Source organism: Bythopirellula superficialaquae (assembly GCF_059632245.1).
Genome location: NZ_CP197426.1, coordinates 4,228,865 through 4,247,373, shown reverse-complemented (window position 1 = coordinate 4,247,373; position 18,509 = coordinate 4,228,865). Strand labels below are relative to the sequence as shown.

The 18,509-nt window shown below is 56.7% G+C and carries 15 protein-coding genes; 10 read left to right on the top strand and 5 right to left on the bottom strand.

Translation table 11 applies throughout. The annotated features are described in order from the left end of the window. The first annotated feature begins 20 nt into the window (after positions 1-20). Positions 21-662 carry an RdgB/HAM1 family non-canonical purine NTP pyrophosphatase gene (rdgB, locus tag SH678x_RS17545; protein WP_496919750.1) on the top strand — a complete coding sequence of 214 codons (642 nt, stop codon included), beginning with the start codon at positions 21-23 and terminating at the stop codon, positions 660-662. Positions 663-820: 158 nt separating this feature from the next. On the opposite strand, the gene SH678x_RS17540 is transcribed toward rdgB, so the two are convergent. The 3 genes from SH678x_RS17540 to SH678x_RS17530 are packed head-to-tail and all read right to left on the bottom strand — an operon-like array spanning position 821 to position 4,876. Then, a complete protein-coding gene (locus SH678x_RS17540; RefSeq protein ID WP_496919749.1) occupies positions 821-2,080 on the bottom strand; it encodes an ABC transporter permease in 1,260 nt (419 codons plus the stop codon). Positions 2,081-2,084: 4 nt separating this feature from the next. Continuing rightward, complete coding sequence (locus SH678x_RS17535; RefSeq protein ID WP_496919748.1) at positions 2,085-2,990, bottom strand: ABC transporter permease; 906 nt, start codon at positions 2,988-2,990, stop codon at positions 2,085-2,087. 8 nt (positions 2,991-2,998) lie between these two features. Further along, on the bottom strand, positions 2,999-4,876 hold the full coding sequence (locus SH678x_RS17530) for a peptide ABC transporter substrate-binding protein (protein WP_496919747.1): 1,878 nt from the start codon (positions 4,874-4,876) through the stop codon (positions 2,999-3,001). Between the two features lie 93 nt (positions 4,877-4,969). Between SH678x_RS17530 and SH678x_RS17525 the strand changes: the two genes are divergently transcribed. Further along, positions 4,970-5,464 (top strand): TrmH family RNA methyltransferase, encoded by a 495-nt coding sequence (locus SH678x_RS17525; protein ID WP_496919746.1) that lies wholly within the window; start codon positions 4,970-4,972, stop codon positions 5,462-5,464. Positions 5,465-5,468: 4 nt separating this feature from the next. Here the strand turns inward: SH678x_RS17525 and SH678x_RS17520 are convergent, their stop codons facing one another. Further along, positions 5,469-6,803, bottom strand: coding sequence for a dicarboxylate/amino acid:cation symporter (locus SH678x_RS17520; RefSeq protein ID WP_496919745.1), 1,335 nt, complete (start codon positions 6,801-6,803; stop codon positions 5,469-5,471). 93 nt (positions 6,804-6,896) lie between these two features. Next, complete coding sequence (locus SH678x_RS17515; RefSeq protein ID WP_496919744.1) at positions 6,897-7,442, bottom strand: DUF456 family protein; 546 nt, start codon at positions 7,440-7,442, stop codon at positions 6,897-6,899. Between the two features lie 128 nt (positions 7,443-7,570). Here SH678x_RS17515 and SH678x_RS17510 point away from each other — a divergent pair, with 128 nt between their 5' ends. From SH678x_RS17510 to SH678x_RS17475, 8 genes are all read left to right on the top strand, one after another. After that, positions 7,571-8,887 carry an adenylosuccinate synthase gene (locus SH678x_RS17510; protein WP_496919743.1) on the top strand — a complete coding sequence of 439 codons (1,317 nt, stop codon included), beginning with the start codon at positions 7,571-7,573 and terminating at the stop codon, positions 8,885-8,887. A 12-nt stretch (positions 8,888-8,899) separates the two neighbouring features. Beyond that, positions 8,900-9,646, top strand: coding sequence for an undecaprenyl pyrophosphate synthase (gene uppS, locus SH678x_RS17505; protein ID WP_496919742.1), 747 nt, complete (start codon positions 8,900-8,902; stop codon positions 9,644-9,646). Between the two features lie 233 nt (positions 9,647-9,879). Beyond that, a complete protein-coding gene (locus SH678x_RS17500; RefSeq protein ID WP_496919741.1) occupies positions 9,880-12,171 on the top strand; it encodes a glycoside hydrolase family 18 protein in 2,292 nt (763 codons plus the stop codon). Then, positions 12,172-13,083: a phosphatidate cytidylyltransferase gene (locus SH678x_RS17495; RefSeq protein WP_496919740.1), complete on the top strand. Its 912-nt coding sequence runs from the start codon at positions 12,172-12,174 to the stop codon at positions 13,081-13,083. 269 nt (positions 13,084-13,352) lie between these two features. Further along, positions 13,353-14,297, top strand: a complete 945-nt coding sequence (locus tag SH678x_RS17490; protein ID WP_496919739.1) for a PhoH family protein — start codon at positions 13,353-13,355, stop codon at positions 14,295-14,297. A gap of 57 nt (positions 14,298-14,354) precedes the next feature. Further along, positions 14,355-16,625, top strand: coding sequence for an HD family phosphohydrolase (locus SH678x_RS17485; protein WP_496919738.1), 2,271 nt, complete (start codon positions 14,355-14,357; stop codon positions 16,623-16,625). Positions 16,626-16,721: 96 nt separating this feature from the next. After that, on the top strand, positions 16,722-17,210 hold the full coding sequence (gene ybeY, locus SH678x_RS17480) for an rRNA maturation RNase YbeY (RefSeq protein WP_496919737.1): 489 nt from the start codon (positions 16,722-16,724) through the stop codon (positions 17,208-17,210). Beyond that, on the top strand, positions 17,207-18,505 hold the full coding sequence (locus SH678x_RS17475; protein ID WP_496919736.1) for a hemolysin family protein: 1,299 nt from the start codon (positions 17,207-17,209) through the stop codon (positions 18,503-18,505). The genes ybeY and SH678x_RS17475 overlap by 4 nt, the downstream gene beginning before the upstream one ends. Positions 18,506-18,509: the final 4 nt, after the last annotated feature.

Genomic DNA, 18,509 nt, shown 5'->3' with positions numbered 1-18,509 from the left:
GACTCGTTATAACGCGAAGCATGAACAATGCTGCGCACCAACTTGTCATCGGCACGTCGAACTCCCATAAAGCCCAAGAGCTGGCGGAACTGCTTGAGCCGTACGGTTTTGAGATTCGCACGCTCAAGGATTTTGCGAATCCGCTCGACGTTGTGGAAAACGGCGATTCTTTCGGCGCGAACGCGCGGCTCAAAGCCTCTCAACAAGCGCAGCATCTCCAGCAATGGGTCTTAGCCGACGACAGTGGCCTCGAAGTCGATGCGCTCAACGGTGGCCCTGGGATTTATTCGGCTCGCTATGCCGGCACGGGGATCGATGCTGATAACAACGCCAAGCTGTTAGAGGAACTGGCAAACGTCCCCTGGGAAAAGCGGGGGGCCCGTTACTACTGCCACGTGGCGCTAGCCGATCCGGCGGGGACGATCCGCGCTGAAAGCGGGGGCGAATGCCGCGGAGTGATTCGCACGTCGGCCTCCGGGAGTAACGGCTTTGGTTATGACCCACTCTTTGAGATTCGCGAGTATCACCAAACCTTCGGCGATCTCGGCCCATACGTAAAGGCGGCACTCAGTCACCGAGCCCGCGCGCTGCGAGCAATCCTGCCGCAGATGCTGGCGCTGAGCGCTACTAGCCAAGGGATCAAAAGTAACGCAGCAAAATAAAGAGCCGTTTCGAACTGATAAAATTCGAAACGGCTCAATGAAAGAGTGCGGTCAGATGTATGGACGTTAATGTAGCGAATTGGGGCCGTGCGTCAAAGGGTCTCTTGGAAAGACGGGAATTCGCGGGATTTGGAATTGCCCAGATTAACAGCCCGCTATTACGCATCCCGCAAGCGGGGATCGAGCGCGTCGCGCACCCCGTCGCCCAGGAAATTGAGTGCGAGCAAGGTTGTGCCCAACGCCATGCTGGGGAAGAGAATCAGCCACCAATAGATTTTTACGGGAGTGATGACTTTGATCCCTTCGTTGGCAAGCAACCCCCACGACACGTCGGGTGGTTCCACGCCCAAGCCAAGGAACGACAAGAAGGCTTCAAACAACATCACGCGGGGAATGGTGAGTGTGAGATAAACCAGCACGACGCTCAGCAGGTTGGGCAGCAAGTGCCAGAAGATAATGCGGAATTGGCTGGCCCCAAGTGAACGGGCCGCTTCGACGAACAGTTCGTGCTTGAGCGACATCACTTGTCCGCGTACCACTCGAGCCATGGTGAGCCAATAGATGGCCCCCACGACAAGGTAGAAGACCGTGATGCGATTGATGCCCCAATAGGCCAACTCATCGGCGACACGTTCTTCGCCCAAAATCGTGAGCAGAAAGATCACGACGAAAATAAAGGGAACCGAATACAGCACGTCAACGAACCGCATCATCGCGTCGTCGACCCAACCACCAAAATAACCGGATACGGCCCCGTAGGTGACGCCAATGACCAGTGACACGATCGTCGCCACGAGCCCCACCAGCAAGGAAATCCGCGATCCCCAAAAAACGCGCGAAAGGCTATCGCGGCCCAACACGTCGCGACCGCAGAGCGAATTGACGCTGCGGTTGCCGAAGATGGCATAGCGCGTGCGAACCATCCAGCGGCTCACAATGCCGAGATTGGGAAATCCCAGTTTGCGGTAAGGGGCTTGGATTGTGTCTTGGATCTCGGCTTCCTTGCGGCGCAAGGCTTCCCGTGTCGCGTGGTATTCTTCATCGGACTTATCACGAGCAGCGGCGAAATTTTGTTCAAGTTCAACCAATTCCGACTGGAGCTTATTTACAATGTCAGGTGTTTTGGCAATCGCCTTTGTGTCGAGTTCAAACGTGTGTAGCCAAAATGGCGACAACAACGGCTCGGCATACTGCAAGCTAGTTTGCGCTTGGTCGGGGGCCTGGAGTGGCAAGAGCGGTGTGATGAATGCGAAAACGCAAATCATGACCAGTACGGCCAGCGAGACCATGGCGACATGGTTCTTACGCAGCCGTCGCCAGGCATCCTGCGAGAGCGACATGCCTGCTGCGGCTTGGATGGGCTCGGTTTGAATCGGCTGGGCTGGCGTTTCGATTGTTTTGATAATGTCGCTCGACATGCGGCTATTGCAACTCCACCCGCGGATCGAGCACCGCATACGAAAGGTCGACAATCCAGTTCATGACGTAGAGCAGCACGGTATAGAGCAGCACCAACCCCATGGCCAATGTGTAATCGCGATCCAAAGCGGCTCGAACGAAGTGCGAACCGAGACCCGGAATCGCAAAGATTTGTTCGACCACCAACGATCCGGTAAGGATTCCCGCGACTGCCGGCCCGAGGAACGACACAACAGGGAGCAGCGCGCCGCGCAGTCCGTGGACAATGACCACGCGGACGGGGCCCACTCCCTTAGCCTTAGCCGTGCGGATGTGGTCCTGGGAAAGCACGTCGAGCATGCTCGTCCTCGCAATGCGGGCGACGTAAGCCGCGTAAGGGGCTCCCAAGCAAAATGCAGGGAGCAAAAGCTGATTGAAATCGCCCCAACCGGCGGCTGGGAAAATGGGAATTAGAAACACAAACAAAATGATACTGATGCCGGCAATCACAAAATTGGGGAGCGCGATCCCCAGCGTGGCCACAAGCATCAAACCAGCGTCCGTCCATGTCCCGCGAAACACGGCGGAAGTTACGCCTGCAAAGAGTCCTAATGTTGTCGCGAAGATGAGTGCTAGGCTGCCGAGTGCCACCGAGATTGGCAGACCTTCAGCGATCACTTCGTTGACGGTGTAATCGCTGATGCGAAAACTGTAGCCCAAGTCGCCCCGTGTCACATTGCCCAATTCAATTAGATACTGTTGGTAGAGTGGTTTGTCGAGATTGTAGCGTTTTTCGATGTTCTTTTTGATCTCGGGCTCAAGTGCGCGTTCGCGGTCAAATGGTCCGCCAGGCACGACCCGCATGAGAAAAAATGAAATCGTAAAGACGATCCACAGCGTGACGGCCATCCAAAGCAACCGGCGGAGCATGAAAGAGATCACTTCTCACCTTTCATGAATTCATTGGGGCCCTTGAGGTCGGGGTCGATCGACATGGCCCAAATCGGATGCTCGTCGCGGACGTTGTTATAGAAACCGCGAACGTGCGGTTTGACCATGTTTTTGGAGACGGACGTATAGATTGGCAGGATGGGTAGCTCGTCCATAATGATTCGCTCGGCTTCCTCCAACATGCGGAAACGCTTGTCGGGATCGAGTTCCATGCTGGCGTCCTTCACCAGCTGATCGTACTTCTCATTTTTCCAGCCAGTGGTATTTTGCTCGCCGTCGGAGATAAACATATCGATGAACGTGTTGGGATCATTATAGTCGGCGATCCAACCTCGACGGCCGATGTTGTATTGCATTTGCTGCAAGCTGGAGAGATACGACATCCATTCCTCGTTGCGCGTGCGAACCGAGATTCCCAGTTCGCGCTGCCATTGTTTACGCATCAGCTCGGCCACGGCCTGATGCGATTCGTGCGTGTTGTACAGAATATCGATCCGCGGAAAGCCGCGTCCTTCGGGATAACCGGCTTCCGCGAGCAATCGGCGGGCTTCATCCGCGTCTTCTGGCGCGCACTTTTGTTCGACGTAGCCTGGAATCTCCGGCGGCACGAGGCTGTAGCTCGGAAACTCACCGGCGGGCAGCAACCGCTTTGTGATCTCTTCGCGGTTGAGTGCCAGCGACAACGCTTTGCGAACTCGCACATCGTCGAGCGGCTTGCGGGTCGTGTTGAAATAGAAGAAGTAACTCAACAGAAAAGGGTACGGGTTGACATCGTCGCGTGGCGGCTCTTCCTTGAGCAACACCCGCATCGCGGGCGGTGGGACTTCGGTGATCCAATCAGCCTCATCCGTCATGAACAAGTTCAGCCCCGTGGTCAGCGATTCCACGGCCAGCACGTCGACCGTGTTGAGCTTCACATTGTCGCGGTCCCAGTGATGCTCGTTCTTGGAAAGCCGAATGCGGTCGCGAATGCGGCGAAAGTCGATCTTATATGGGCCTGCCGAGACAATATTTTCTTCCGCCGTCCATTGGGGCGAGCCAAACGTCTCCACGCATTTTTGATTGACGATGCTGAAGGGATAAAACGCCAACAGGCTTAGGAAGTAGGGCGTGGGATGCGTGAGCGTGAGCCTCAGCGTGTGATCGTCGACAACTTCAATGCCGACTTCACGAAAGTCCAAGATCACTTGCCGGCACCAGTGGCAATTGTTGGGTGGCTTTTCGGTGGCGGCTGTTTTGTCATCAGTGGGGCAATAGGCGATTTCTTTGCCATCGCGCTCGACGATGTAGGTCCGTTCGTCTTCGCCGCGTTCCTCAATGCGAACCAACTTGCCGTGTAGGACTTCCCCCCGCAACGTGTTGATGGCGTCGGTGGGAAGATTCAGCTCGATTTCTACCGGATCGCCCGGTTCGATTCCGCTGCCACCGATGCTGTAACGCTTCGCGTTCTTGAGGTACCACGCTTGATAGCCGTATTCAGCAGCCGTGCGGGGATCGAGCAGTCTTCGCCAGGAGTAGTAAAAGTCTTTGGCCGTGATCGGATCCCCATTGGACCACTTGGCGTTATCGCGCAGGTGAAGCGTATAAACGAGCCCGTCGTCGGAAATTTCCCAGCTTTTCGCAATGGCGGGAATCGGTTCGAGCGTTTCCGGATGATAACGGAGCAAACCTTCGTGGATCGCCATCGCGATGCGGCCCTCGGGCTGGCCGGTGATCAACGAGGGATCGACACTCTTGACTTCGCTCGGGTTGATAAAGGTAAAATCAGCCGGCGGTAGGTCGCTTCCCCAGAACGACCAAGCGATGCCCGCCCCCGCGCCCAAGAGCAGTATCCAAGCGATCAATGTGCGGCGGTTGGTGGGCATGCAGGCGGGAAACTCTTCTCAAAGCGGAACGAGTGGGCGGGCTTTCTTTCAGCTTAATCTTTGCGTGCGAATCCTCAAAGGAGAATAACCAACTTGTTCGAGCATCAACGCCACAAGCCCCCGCGCGATTTGGTCGAACCTCGGCAATTGTTGCTCGTTTGCGCTCCCATGCGGAGCAACATCAATCTCTCGCGGATTGCCCGGGCGGCCAGTTGCTGTGGACTCACTGAGATCATTTGCACGGGACCCGCCAAACTCGAACGCAGTATCGCGCGGGATGGCGCCGACACGATTCGGATTGTGACTCACCGCACGTTGCCTCCCGTGCTGAAAGGACTCAAGGAAAACGGATATCATTTGGTGGGGCTCGAACAAACGACCGACTCGGTCGACATGCACCACTATCAGTTCCATCGCCAGACCGCGCTGGTAATTGGCAATGAGCGTACCGGACTCACCGACGATGTGTTGGCACTGCTGGATGATGTGGTGGAGATTCCCGTGTGGGGGTTGCCCTATAGCTACAACGTCGCGACGGCCACGGCGATGGCACTGTACGAATATTGCCGGCAGTGGCCGACGGGGTAATGCTCTAGGTCGATTTCCGCGCCACGCACGCCGCGAGGACAAGATCGCCGCCCACATTGAGCACCGTGCGGCACATATCGAGGATGCGGTCGATGCCGAGGATAATGCCGATTCCTTCCCCTGGCACTCCTACGGATTGCAGCACCAGTACGATCAAGGGAATCGAACTGCCGGGTACGCCTGCCGTGCCGACGCCGGCGAGCATCGACATCAGCACCACGGTCGCTTGTTGCGAAATCGTGAGATCGACTCCAAACACCTGCGCGAGAAACAGCACGACGACCCCTTCGTAAAGCGCCGTGCCGTTTTGGTTACCTGTGGCACCGATCGTAAGCACGAATTGTGAAATCTCGTTAGGGAGCCACAGCTTTTCGTCGGCGACTCGTAACGCAGTGGGGAGCGTTGCATTGGAACTTGACGTAGCAAAGCCGGTGACAAGAGCATCGCTAATATCTTTGTAGAACTGCCAAGGGTTGCGGTTGGCAACAAAGCGGATCATCAGGGGATAGACCACGAGCATTTGAATGGCCATCGCTGAAAGAGCCGTCGCCACGAACCATCCGAGTGTTTTAAGAATGTCGTAGCCCACCTGCGAGGTGATGGTGAACAACAAACATGCGACGCCGTAGGGCGCAATCTTCATCGCCCAACCGATGACGGTCATCGAAACATCGAAGAATCCTTCGAGCAAGCTGACCAGCGTTTTAGTTCGCTCACCGGAAACCGAGAGCGCTCCCCCCAGAATGAGCGCGAAGAACATCACGGCAATCATGCCATTTCCCTTGGAGGTACCGTCGAGCGCCCCCACGGCTTCTTGCAGGGGATTCTCGGGGATCATGTCCAAGAGCGTATCTTTCAGCCCCTTGGTCGCTTTGCTTTTGGCCATCGATTCGGCGGCCTTGGCGTTGTAGCGCTCTGCTAATATTTCTCGCTGTTCTTCGGAAAGCGTGTTGCCGGGTTGCCAACGATTCACCAGCCCAATGCCAATCGCGACCGCGCAGCCCGAGAGAATTAGCGTGTAAAAGAGCGTTTTGAGCCCAACTAATCCCAGCTTACCGACGTCGCCCAATTCCAATACACCGAGCGCAAGCGCCGACACCACCAGCGGGATGACCATCATCATGATGAGCCGCAAAAAGATTTTGCCGATGGGTTCGGCAATCTGCGTGGCGATGAACGTGAGATTCTCACCGAGCCAAGTACGAAAGCCGGGTTCCACTCCCGCGGCGTCTTCCGGAGGGATGGCGAGAGCTTTGGCCGTAAGTCCCAACGTCGTCCCGATAACAAGCCCCAACAGAATCTTGGTATGGAGCGGTAGGGGTTTACGCGGTTCGGACATACGCGGCACCTATGAAACTTTGGGGCTGAGTCAGGACCAGTCTAAAGGGTCTGGCCGCAAACGCAAAGCAGAATCTGCGCGGGAAGAAATCGCTTACGCGCAGATGGCGACGATGGCCATGACGGCGATGATCGAAGCGAACACGGTTTTCGCTCCAGTGCCCAACAGGCGTCCCCAGAAGGCGGCTTGGCCAACTTTCATCGATTGTTGGACTTCCATGCCCAATGAGTGTTCCGCGTAGGCTGCGCCTCCAAACGCTCCCAGAGCACCACCCACGACCGCCCCGATGGCTGAACCGATCACGGGGATCGGAATGCCGGCGCTCGCGCCACCGATGGCGCCAATCAGTGACCCCATCAACGAATAAACTGCCGCGCGGCGGCTACCTCCCGCCCGACTGGCTCCGATTACACCGGCCAAGAATTCAGCAATTTCGCCGATGATCGCCAAAATTAGCATCGCGATGACGGTATTCCAGGTCATGTTCGTAACACCTGTTTGCGGACCCAGCCAGGCATACAAAGCCGCCGCGCCAACCATCAGCCAAATCCCCGGCAAAGCCAGCAGCGTCAGCAACCAGCCAAAACCCATGGCAAAGAGTAGCAGCAGAATCTCGATTGTTAGATAGAGGTAGTCCATAATCTCGATTTCGATGCACCCCGTGTCGGTAGGGCTTGAGGTTCGTTACAATTGGGTCGTTTGTTTATCGTAGACCTGGGGAAAGAGTACGCAAGTGCGCTGCGCCCCGTTGCCGCGGAGGAGATGACGTGCCTGGGACATGTGTTATTGGTTTGCAATGGGGCGACGAAGCCAAAGGAAAGATCGTCGACCTGTTGACCCGCGACCACGACATTGTCGTACGCTATCAAGGGGGCGCGAACGCCGGGCACACCGTTGTCGTCGGCGGCGAAGTCTACAAATTGTCGCTGCTCCCCAGCGGCGTGCTGACCGCGGGCGTGACCTGCGTGATTGCCGGGGGCGTGGTCATCAATCCCGCTAAAGCGATTGAAGAACTCGATGAGCTCGGCTCGCGGAACGTCGAAGACTACGACAATCTCAAGCTCAGCGACCGCGCGCATGTGATCTTCCCTTGGCACTTCGCCGAAGACCGCTCGATGGATCGCAACACGTCCGATGGCGAGAACATTGGCACGACCGGTCGCGGCATCGGGCCTTGTTATCGTGATAAGGTGGGCCGTTCGTTCGCAATTCGACTGGGTGATATGTATCGCGACACATTCCGCGAGCAGGTCACATTCATCACCGCCGAGAAAAATCGTCTGCTCAAAGCGATGTTACCCGCCGAGGAATTTCAGGAGCTCAACGCCGCGGAAATCTACGAGCAATATCACGCCTTTGCCGAACGGTTGCGACCGTATGTGGCGGACACCACAGAGTATTTGCTCTCCGCCGCTGAAAATGGCAAACGCATTTTGTTTGAAGGGGCCCAAGGGGCATTGCTCGACGTTGATCATGGGACTTATCCGTTCGTGACGAGCAGCAATAGCTCGGGCGTCGGAATCTCCAACGGTTCCGGCGTACCGGGAAAATACATCGACAAAGTGATCGGCATCGTTAAGGCCTACAGCACTCGCGTTGGCGGTGGACCGTTCCCGACGGAACAGGACAACGAAATCGGCCAGCGCATCCGCGATCAGGGCAATGAATACGGCACCGTGACTCGCCGTCCCCGCCGGTGCGGATGGCTCGATACCGTGGCCTTGCGTTACACCTCGCGGCTGAGCGGCGTGGATTCGATTTGTGTGATGCTGCTTGATGTGTTGAGCGGGCTGGAAGAACTCAAAATCTGCACGGCCTATGAAATCGACGGCAAGCGTACGTCGACCTTCCCCAGTCACGTCGATGATATTCGTAAAGTGAAACCGATTTACGAAACGCTACCAGGTTGGCAGGAAGATATTACGGGGGTCCGTTCGCTCGACGAACTGCCAGCTGCGGCACGCGATTATTTGGATCGTATCGGCGAGTTGATTGGAGTCCCCGTGGAAATGGTTTCCGTTGGTCCTGATCGCGCCCAGACGATCCCCGTGCTCAATAGCCGTTCCCTCACCGCCACCCACTGATCTCGGATGTTCATGATGGCGGAGCATATCCCCGAGTTGCTTGCTCATATTCCCCGTGACCGTTGGCCGCGGCACATCGCCATCATTATGGACGGCAATGGTCGCTGGGCTCAGCGTCAGAATTTGCCGCGGATCGATGGGCATCGCCGGGGCGTCGACTCCGTGCGCAAAACGACCGAGGAATGCGCCCGACTGAAATTGGAACAGCTCACGCTCTATTGCCTATCGAGCGAGAATTGGAAACGCCCGCAGCAAGAGATCGATTTTTTGATGCACTTGCTCGAGCAATACATGATCGAAGAACGCACAACGATCATGGAGAACAATCTGCGGGTGCGGATGGTCGGCAGGCGGACGAACATCCCCGAGCAAGTTCTTAAAGAACTCGATCAGACTGTCGCCATGAGCCGCCAGAACGATGGGATGTGGCTCAATTTGGCGATCAACTATGGCAGCCGCGCCGAACTGGTCGATGCGATGCAGGCGATCGGCCGCGAAATCGTGGCGGGTGAACTCTCGCCTGAACAGGTCAATGAATCCATCATCGCCGACCACCTGTACACGGCGGGGTCGGATGATCCCGATCTTCTGATTCGCACCGCGGGCGAGATGCGGATCAGCAATTTTTTGTTGTGGCAAATAAGCTATGCCGAGATTTGGGTCACCGAAAAGTGTTGGCCTGAATTCGAGGAAACAACGCTTCACGAAGCGATCGCAGATTTTGCCCAAAGAAATCGCAAATTCGGCGGGCTTATGTAAGGAATTTTTTTGGCAATGCCTGGTGATTCCGCAGAGTGCTTTGGCCGGCAATTCAAACACCTTACTAGCCAGTCTGGCGCGCGGCTCTCCCCCGAGAGATAAACGAAACGACAAGCCGATACGCACCGTTTTGCTGTACCAGAGCGTCGTTTGAGATTAAGATATCCGAGGTATCTTAAGGCTACATTCGGGACAAGCCAGGACCACAGGAACATCGAAAGGCACTTTAGATCATGCGCATTCGTCGTCGCGAGATACTCCGCCTGCCTGCTGTCGCATTAGTGTTGTTGACTGCGCTGATCGCGTCGTCGACAGTCACCCGTGCCCAGGAAAGCTCCGTCTCGGCGTGGGACGCGGCGGACTTTCGCATTTGGAGCTTCGTGCCGTACTGGACCGAGACGTCGCAGATCAACACGTTCGCCGGCGACGGCGTTTACAATCACGTTTCGGACGTGATCTATCATGCCGGCTACCACCCCAGGGCCGATGGCACGCTGTTTAAGCACAGTCGGACGGACGCCAATCTTGGCAAGTTGAAGACCGATTCCGAGCAGTATGGCTTTCGGTTGATGATGGACATGTTCGACACCAATGGCGGCAGCGTCGATTCGGTTTGGACGACGATCACCGGCAATGCTTCCATTCGCGCGACGTTTGTGAACAACGTCAAGACGATCGTCGATCAATGGGGACTAGCGGGGGTCAACCTCGACTGGGAACGTCCCAACACCGCTACGAAATGGGGCAACTATACCCAGTTTGCCAGAGAACTTGGGACGGCGCTCAATCCGCCGGGGCAGGAGCATCGCGTCGAGATTTCCGTCGACGATTATGGGTCTACTGATGCGAGGTGGGATGACTCGTCGCTGTTCGATGCGCGGGTGTACGACCAGATCATGATGATGGCCTATCACTACGCTGCGTCGTCACAGGCGGGTTTTGCAAATGGGAAGATGAATCTCACGGGGCAGGGGGTCGAGAAGGCGTTCACCGACGAGCAGATTGTCATCGGCATCGGCACATGGGGCACGGACGGTCCGGCGACCAAAAGCCTCAAGGCGATCGTGGCGGCAAATCCCAACCTACCCGCCGACGCCACGTCGTACACGGGCACCCTAACCGATTTCAACGGCACGCACACTGGCACGTGGACAATTAACAGCCGATACATGGTGCGCGACAATGTTCAACTCGCGCTCGATCGCGGCCAGCCAGGGGTGATGTTCTGGACTTTGCACTACGACGCAGTGGGGCCGATGAGCCTGCATCGGGTGGCGCACCACTACGCCATGTTTAAGCAAGGTATCCCGGATTTGGATCTTAATGGCAAGGTCGACGCGGCCGACGCGAACGCCCTGGCGGACAATATGGGGAGCGTGCCCGGCTGGACCGGCACGAACACGCCGGCACGTATGGAGGCGTTTTATATGCGGGGGAACTGGGAGAAGGGCGACCGGGACGGCAACGGCTTTGTCAATCAGGCTGACGCCGATTGGCTGGCCACACGGTTTACGACGCTTGGCGTGGCCATTCCGGACCGGCTCCCTTACACGGGTACGTTCGAGAAACTGGGCACCACGATGGGCCTCAATGGGCGCTGGCAGGCGGAGCGGAACGTGGCCAACCAACTCGTCGAGACGGGCAACTTCAAGCAGCGTGATCCCGGCTATCTTTCGTTTGTCGCCGATGGCGCAGGCGCGGAAAAGTTCAGTACAACGGCTGTCACGATTCGTCAGCAGAACAGCGCGGAGGCGTTTGACGGGCTCAATACCGCGGCCCGCAAGATGACGACGACGCTGGCAACACCAATCAACCTTGCCGAAAACGAGGAAACCTACCTCACGTTTCTCGTACGGCAGGACACGGCAGGGCTGACCGCTGCCCAGTTGGCGTCGCCGAATCGCACCCTCACATTGGAACTCCAAACCGCCGCCGGCCAAGCAGCGTATGATTTCGCGTTCTTCGGTCAGCAGACCGACTTCGGCATTCGCAGTCAGACGGACGCACTTGGCGAAGATGTGACGGCGGACGGCTTCGCTGCGAATGAGACATTCTTGTTTGTGGCAAAAATCTCTGGCAACGGCACCGACGCCAACCAGCTGCAGGCGTCGCTATTTGCCACCGGCTCGACCGTAGGCAACTTTACCGATCCGGATTTCCAGTGGATGCTCTCCGCCGACGGCGGCACTGGCTTCAACCCCACGATCACCGACTTGCAGTTCACCAGCTTATTTGAGGCGAACTACACGGTGAGCAGTGTGATGGTCGGTTCGGCTGCCGATTTCTTCAGCGTGCCGGGCGATTTCAACGCCGACGGCGTGGTTAACGGAAGAGACTTCTTGGCTTGGCAGCGGGGCGAATCACCCGTTCCATTCAGTTCCGGCGACTTAGCTGATTGGCAAGCGGGATACGAGAGCCCCTCGATTGCCGTGACGGCCGTGCCCGAGCCAAGCAGTATCGTTCTGCTGCTGCCCATCGCATTTCTGTTGACAAGACGCAATTCGGCTCTGGGGGCAAAGTCTTAAGTGCTTCGCTGGCGACTCATTATCGGAACGGCCTTGGTGGCTTTGTTATTGGGGCTTTGCTGGCTCGATGTGCATGGTCCTCGGCCCGGTATGTATTTATTTCCCTTGGCTGCCGTGGTGTGCGTGTTCGCCACAGAGGAACTGCTCGTCATGTTTCGAGCCGTGGGACATGAACCTCACCGCTTGGCCACTCATGTGGCAACATTGGTGACGCTTATCGGCGCGAGTTTGCCGTTGAGTTGGTCTGAGGACATCGGCAACACCACCGTCGGTCGACTTGGCTGTTTAGGATTGGCCATTGCCGCTGGGTTTATTGTGAATGTCATTGCCGAGATGTGGCGTTATACGGCTCCTGGCAAAACAATCACCCAACTTGCACTCGCCACGTTGGCCGTGGTTTATATTGGCGGCTTGTTGGGATTTTTGGTGCAACTCCGTTTGCTCCCCATCAACGGCGAGCGTTTTCACGGCGGAATGGTTGCGCTCTTTTCGATGATCGCCGTGGTAAAATTCACCGATATCGGCGCATACTTTGGCGGAAAGAAATGGGGGAAGCTCAAGTTGGCTCCTGTCATTAGTCCCGGCAAGACGTGGGAAGGAGCAGCCAGCGGCTTAGCCTTGGGCACCGCCATGGCGTTTCTAATGTTGGGCCCGTTTGCTCGTCTGATGGGTTTGCCTAGCGAGCGTGCGTGGCTGCCATGGATAGGAGGAGCGATCGTCTACGGCGTTTGTGTGAGCATCGCCGGTATGATCGGCGACTTGACCGAATCGCTGCTTAAACGTGATGCGGGGATGAAAGATTCCAGCACGTGGCTTCCCGGTTTTGGCGGCGTGTTGGATTTGCTCGACTCGCTGCTGCTGGCCGCGCCGATGGCTTATCTTTTGTGGATACTGGGAGTTGTCAGCGTTTAATGACATCGCACGAGAGGGGTTTCAGGCGAGCGATAAGTTCCAAGAATGCCAATTGTGGTTGAGTCCGCCGCCGACCGGTTCTGTGGCAGAATCCCTACAAACCGTTAGCCAGTCACTATTTAGGCCCGGCAGGGGGCGATTGGGTGGTCGTTGCTGGCAGGGATTGAGTATATTTATTAAGTGACATCGCTCGTTGCGGCGCCGAAGGACGGAGACCCGGCGATGACTACTTATAGCAATACGGACGCTTACCACGCGCCCCTCTCTGCATGATTGAAGCAAGCATCTCGGTAGGTGATCCAGAGAGTCTGGTACTCATCCTGGGGACGAAGGATCAGCATCTTAAACAGATACGCGAAGCAATTCCCGCGCATATCTCGACGCGTGACGGCAAAATCTATATCCATGGCGACGAACACGCCGTGATACAGGCCACGAGCGTGTTGGAAGAATTGCGCACATTGCTCGCGCGCGACTTGCCGCTTGATAACGATCAAGTGCAGCAAGTTATCCGACGCGTCACGACGGGTGAAAAAATGCCACGCGCTGAACCGATCAGCGTCCGTGGCGGTAAACTCATTCACCCCCGCACCCGCGGACAAGCCGACTACTTGCGCACCATCCGCGAAAACGCGTTGGTGTTCTGTACGGGTCCCGCTGGTACGGGCAAAACGTATTTGGCCGTGGCCACCGCCGTGGAAGCACTTAGGGCTCACCGGGTGCGGAAGTTGGTGCTGGTGCGCCCTGCGGTCGAAGCGGGCGAAAGCCTCGGCTTTCTTCCTGGCGACTTGCAGGCAAAGATCAATCCTTATCTGCGACCACTGCTGGATGCGCTGGGTGACATGATCGACCGCGATCAGGTCCAGCGATATATGGATGAGGACGTCATCGAAGTCGTGCCGCTCGCCTACATGCGTGGCCGAACGCTCAATAACGCTTTCATCATCATGGACGAGGCCCAAAACACGACCGTCGCACAAATGAAAATGTTTTTGACGCGGATGGGCGAAGGGTCTCAAATTGTTGTGTCGGGCGACACGACGCAAATCGACTTGCCCCCGCACACCAAGAGCGGATTGATCGATGCGTTGTCGCGCCTGCGAGATATCGAAGGCTTTGCCAAGATTCATCTTTCGACCGAAGATATCGTCCGCCACCGGATCGTGCAGGATATTGTCCGCGCGTATGAGGAGAGCTCGAAAAAGAAACGCTGAGGTTTCAGCGACTCACCCCTGCGGTAAAACTGCGCTGGGGTGGTGAGTTATTTTGTTATGGCCAATATCCCTCAAAAACGAACTCGACAGCAACGCGTGGCTGTCGTCGAATTGCCACCCGGACTGTTGGGCAATTTGTGGGGGCAACTACAGCGAGGTTCCATATTGCTGCGGTTGGCCATTTGCGCCCTAGCCGCGATTTTGATGCTGATCTTCACGCGAGGTTGGGATCCGCCGTTCCGTTATCGTCTCAACGAAGTTCCTGAGCGGAACATCGTAGCAAGCGTCGATTTCGAGCAACCTGACCAAGCCGCGACAGCGGAAGCTCGCACCTTGGCCCGCCGTTTGACAGTTGCCGTGTACGACCAAGACCCCGCGCCTCTCGAACAGCTGCGTGCTCAATTAAGGCTTGAAATCGGCAAACTTCTAACGGCCGAAACGTGGGAAGACGTTGATCCCGAACTCTGGCAGCAGTTTCAACCGCCGCTGGCGGAGGGAACTCCTGATCCCACCGACGAAGAGCGCGCTGAGCAATTCAAACGGTTGAAAGAATCGCTCGCCACGGAGACGGCTCTGGATGCTTTCAACACCAAGGTTGCCGAGTCGATGGCTCCACTTGAAGAATGGGGCCTGTTGGAAGAACTGCCTAAAGAACACGATGGCAACTTGGAGAAAATCTTCGTTCGCACCCGCGAAGGGGAAGGCTTCTCTGCGGAAGCGGGGCGAGATGTTCCCGACGTGTTGATCAAGAATGCCAGTGCTAAATTGCAGCAATCTCTCAACGAGAAGCTTTCTTCGGTAGAACTAGCGCAGCAAGTGTTTGCATGGTTGCGACTGAAGTTGGTGCCGACGCTGAAATTAAATCTTGCCGCGACACTCAAAGCACAGGATGCAGCAGCCGCGGCGGTGGCCGAAGTGACCAAACCATTTCGCACGGGCGAAAACACGCTCGCCAAGGGGGGCGTGGCAATTGATGCCGACACGCTGAAACTCCTGAAACTCGAACACGATTCGCGACTCGCCGAGCGCGGCTTCGGCGTGAAAGTGCGGCGTGCTCTGGCGATTTTGGGGATGTATCTCGCCCTGTACACACTTTGTGGATTTTACATCTATGCACGCGAACCGCGCGCCCTGAATGATCTTTTCCGCTTTGTCTCGCTGGTCACGTTATGCTGCGTTACGGTGTTGCTTGCCGATCTGGTGAGCCATTACTTGTGGGGCACCGAGGTCATTCCGCTGTTGTTGTTGGGAATGACGGTGGCCATCGCCTACCAACAAGAGATGGCACTGATTGTCGCGGCCAGCGTCAATCTGGTGATTACCGTAGCCATCGGGCTTGATATGCAGCAATCACTCGTGTTGCTGGCGACGGTTGCGGGAGCGATTCTGGTTCTGAAGCAGGTGCGCACCCGTGGCAAGCTTTTGTCGGTAGGTGCCGTCGCGGGCGTCGTGGCGCTCTTTACGACGGTCGGCGTCGGCACGCTCTACGGCCAACCTCACATGCAATTGTGGATCAACGGGCTCACACTGGCGCTGTGGTCGGTGATTGCCGGTTCGTTGATGACGGTACTTCTGCCTGCGGTGGAACGTGTGTTCAACGTGCAGACCGATTTGAGCCTCATTGAATTGGGCGATCCGGCTCATCCGCTGCTGCAAGAATTGATTCGCCGAGCACCCGGAACTTACAACCATTCGATCACCGTGGCGTCGCTCGCCGAGGCCGCGGCGGAATCCATCGGTGCCCGTGGTTTGTTGGTGCGCGTGGGGGCTTACTTCCACGACATCGGCAAAATGCTCAAGCCGGGTTACTTTATCGAAAATCAAACCCCCGGCCAGAACCGCCATGATTCGCTGGTCCCCGCGATGAGCACGCTGGTGATCATTGCCCACGTGAAAGACGGGGCCGACCTCGCGCGCCAGAATAAACTTCCTGAGTCGATAATCGACTTCATTCAACAACATCACGGGACGACACTTGTCGAGTATTTCTATCGCCAAGCCAACGAGAAGCGCAACCAAGATCCCGACAGCGCCGAAGTGGATGAAAGCTCGTTCCGCTATCCCGGTCCGAAACCGCAGTCGAAAGAAGCCGGCGTGCTGATGCTGGCCGATGCGGTGGAGAGTGCCAGTCGGGCACTCAAGGAGCCAACGCCTTCGCGCATCGAAGGAATCGTCGAAGATTTGGCGATGAAGCGGCTTTTGGACGGCCAATTCGACGAAAGTGGGCTGACTTTGGAAGAGGTGCGCAAAGTTGGCGAAAGTTTGGTAAAATCGCTCACCGCCGTGTATCATGGCCGCGTTAAGTACCCCGAGCAAGAAACGGCGTAGCGTTTGTTCCCCCACCTCGTGAACGACATGCACGAACACCGTTTGGACAAAGTTCCCCCACCCACGTCTTCCGCTATGCCTAGCGAATCGGACCCTGTGAAACGGGCTTACCGAATTCTTGTCGCCAACGAACAAGCGACATTGGCCATCGACGAAGCGCGATTAGTTGCCGCGGTGGAAGCCATTCTGGCCGACACGGATTATTCCCAAGCCATGGTGAGCATCGCGGTGGTTGATGATCCTACGATCCACGCGCTCAATGTGCAGTATCTCCAGCACGATTATCCCACCGACGTATTAAGCTTTGTCTTGGAAGATTCATCACGAAACGTCGAAGGGGAATTGATCGTCAGCTCCGACACGGCGGTCCGGGAAGCCCAGGAAGCAGGTTGGTCGCCGCTGGACGAATTGTTGCTCTACGTGATTCATGGCACGCTGCATTTGGTGGGCTATGACGATCACGAACCGGCCGATCAGCGAGAAATGTATGCGGCCGAGGCACACTATTTGAAACAGTTGGGAATCGCATTGCCATCTGACCAGTCACGTTGGCAGGATGCTCTCGGAAAGGATTCGTCATCGTGACGTTGTCGGCATTGCTCATAACAGGTTTGGTAACGCTCGCAGCTGCGATAGTGGCCAATCTCGGTGCGCGGTCGTTGCGAGACTTTTCTCGGCACGATTTAGAAGAAATCTGCCGGCGTCGTGGCAACCCGGATCGTTTTTCGCAAGTCTTGCAAGATCACGAACACGTGGGGCTGGGTGCTGAAATACTGACCGTGCTGCTCGCTGCGTTTGCGGTGGTGATTATCACCGCCTGGGTTGATATGCGTTGGGAGTTGGCGGACAACGAAGATTGGAGCACGCTGCTCGCCACGGGTGCGGTGTGTGCATTGGTCCTGATCATCGGCATCGTTTGGATCAGCCGCGCGATCGCGCGTGTGTTCTCCGAAGAGTTTCTGTCTCGCACTTGGCCGGTGTGGCGGGGGCTGGCCGTGCTGACGACGCCGCTGGGTTGGGGGGCACATTTCTTGGATGTGCTGTTCCACCGCATAGCGGGCCGCGAGCAACACGACGAAGATGATGAACGGATCGAGGAAGAAATCCGCACGATCGTCAGCGAAGGGCACCGAGAAGGTTTGCTCGAAGAAGAAGCCCGGGAAATGATCGAAGGGGTGATCGACCTCGGCGAGGCCGATGTGGCGGACGTGATGACTCCACGGACCGACATGCACATGCTTTCGATCGGGCTGGAGTGGGATGCCCTGATTGCCGCGGCGATCGAGTCGGGCCACACGCGGATTCCTGTGTACGAAAAGAACCGCGACGACATCATCGGCATCCTGTACACCAAGGATTTGCTCCCCGAGTTGGCAACTAGCGACGGAGAATTGCGGACGCCGATTCGAGAACTGCTGCGTAAGCCGGTGTTTGTGCCCGAAACCAAGCCAGTACACGATCTGCTGCAGATGTTCCAAAAAATGCGGACTCATATCGCGGTCGTCCTCGATGAATACGGCGGTGTTGCAGGGCTAGTCACCATCGAAGACGTGCTCGAGGAAATCGTCGGCGAGATCGTCGATGAATACGATGAGGAAGTCGTCGAGGCAATCCACATGATCGACGACAACATCTGCGAAGCGCTCGGAAAAACGCGCATCGACGAGATTAATGAACGCTTGGGCATTGAGCTTCCTGAGGATAGTGACTACACGACGATCGGTGGGTTTGTCTTTTCGGAACTTGGCCGCGTGCCGGTCTCTGGCGAATCGCTCACATGGCAGGAGCAAGTGCAAATCCGCGTGCTCGAAGCCTCAAAACGCCGCGTCGAACGCGTGCGCATCGAGCGGCTGACCGACGACCAGCGCGAAAGCGCTTAGGGTG

Excerpts from the sequence above, each read along its gene's own strand:
- SH678x_RS17500 (WP_496919741.1), top strand. The coding sequence starts at position 9,880 with ATGCGCATTCGTCGTCGCGAGATACTCCGCCTGCCTGCTGTCGCATTA.
- SH678x_RS17490 (WP_496919739.1), top strand. The coding sequence starts at position 13,353 with ATGATTGAAGCAAGCATCTCGGTAGGTGATCCAGAGAGTCTGGTACTC.
- SH678x_RS17485 (WP_496919738.1), top strand. The coding sequence starts at position 14,355 with ATGGCCAATATCCCTCAAAAACGAACTCGACAGCAACGCGTGGCTGTC.
- SH678x_RS17530 (WP_496919747.1), bottom strand. The coding sequence starts at position 4,876 with ATGCCCACCAACCGCCGCACATTGATCGCTTGGATACTGCTCTTGGGC.
- uppS (WP_496919742.1), top strand. The coding sequence starts at position 8,900 with ATGATGGCGGAGCATATCCCCGAGTTGCTTGCTCATATTCCCCGTGAC.
- rdgB (WP_496919750.1), top strand. The coding sequence starts at position 21 with ATGAACAATGCTGCGCACCAACTTGTCATCGGCACGTCGAACTCCCAT.
- SH678x_RS17535 (WP_496919748.1), bottom strand. The coding sequence starts at position 2,990 with ATGCTCCGCCGGTTGCTTTGGATGGCCGTCACGCTGTGGATCGTCTTT.
- SH678x_RS17515 (WP_496919744.1), bottom strand. The coding sequence starts at position 7,442 with ATGGACTACCTCTATCTAACAATCGAGATTCTGCTGCTACTCTTTGCC.
- SH678x_RS17540 (WP_496919749.1), bottom strand. The coding sequence starts at position 2,080 with ATGTCGAGCGACATTATCAAAACAATCGAAACGCCAGCCCAGCCGATT.
- SH678x_RS17520 (WP_496919745.1), bottom strand. The coding sequence starts at position 6,803 with ATGTCCGAACCGCGTAAACCCCTACCGCTCCATACCAAGATTCTGTTG.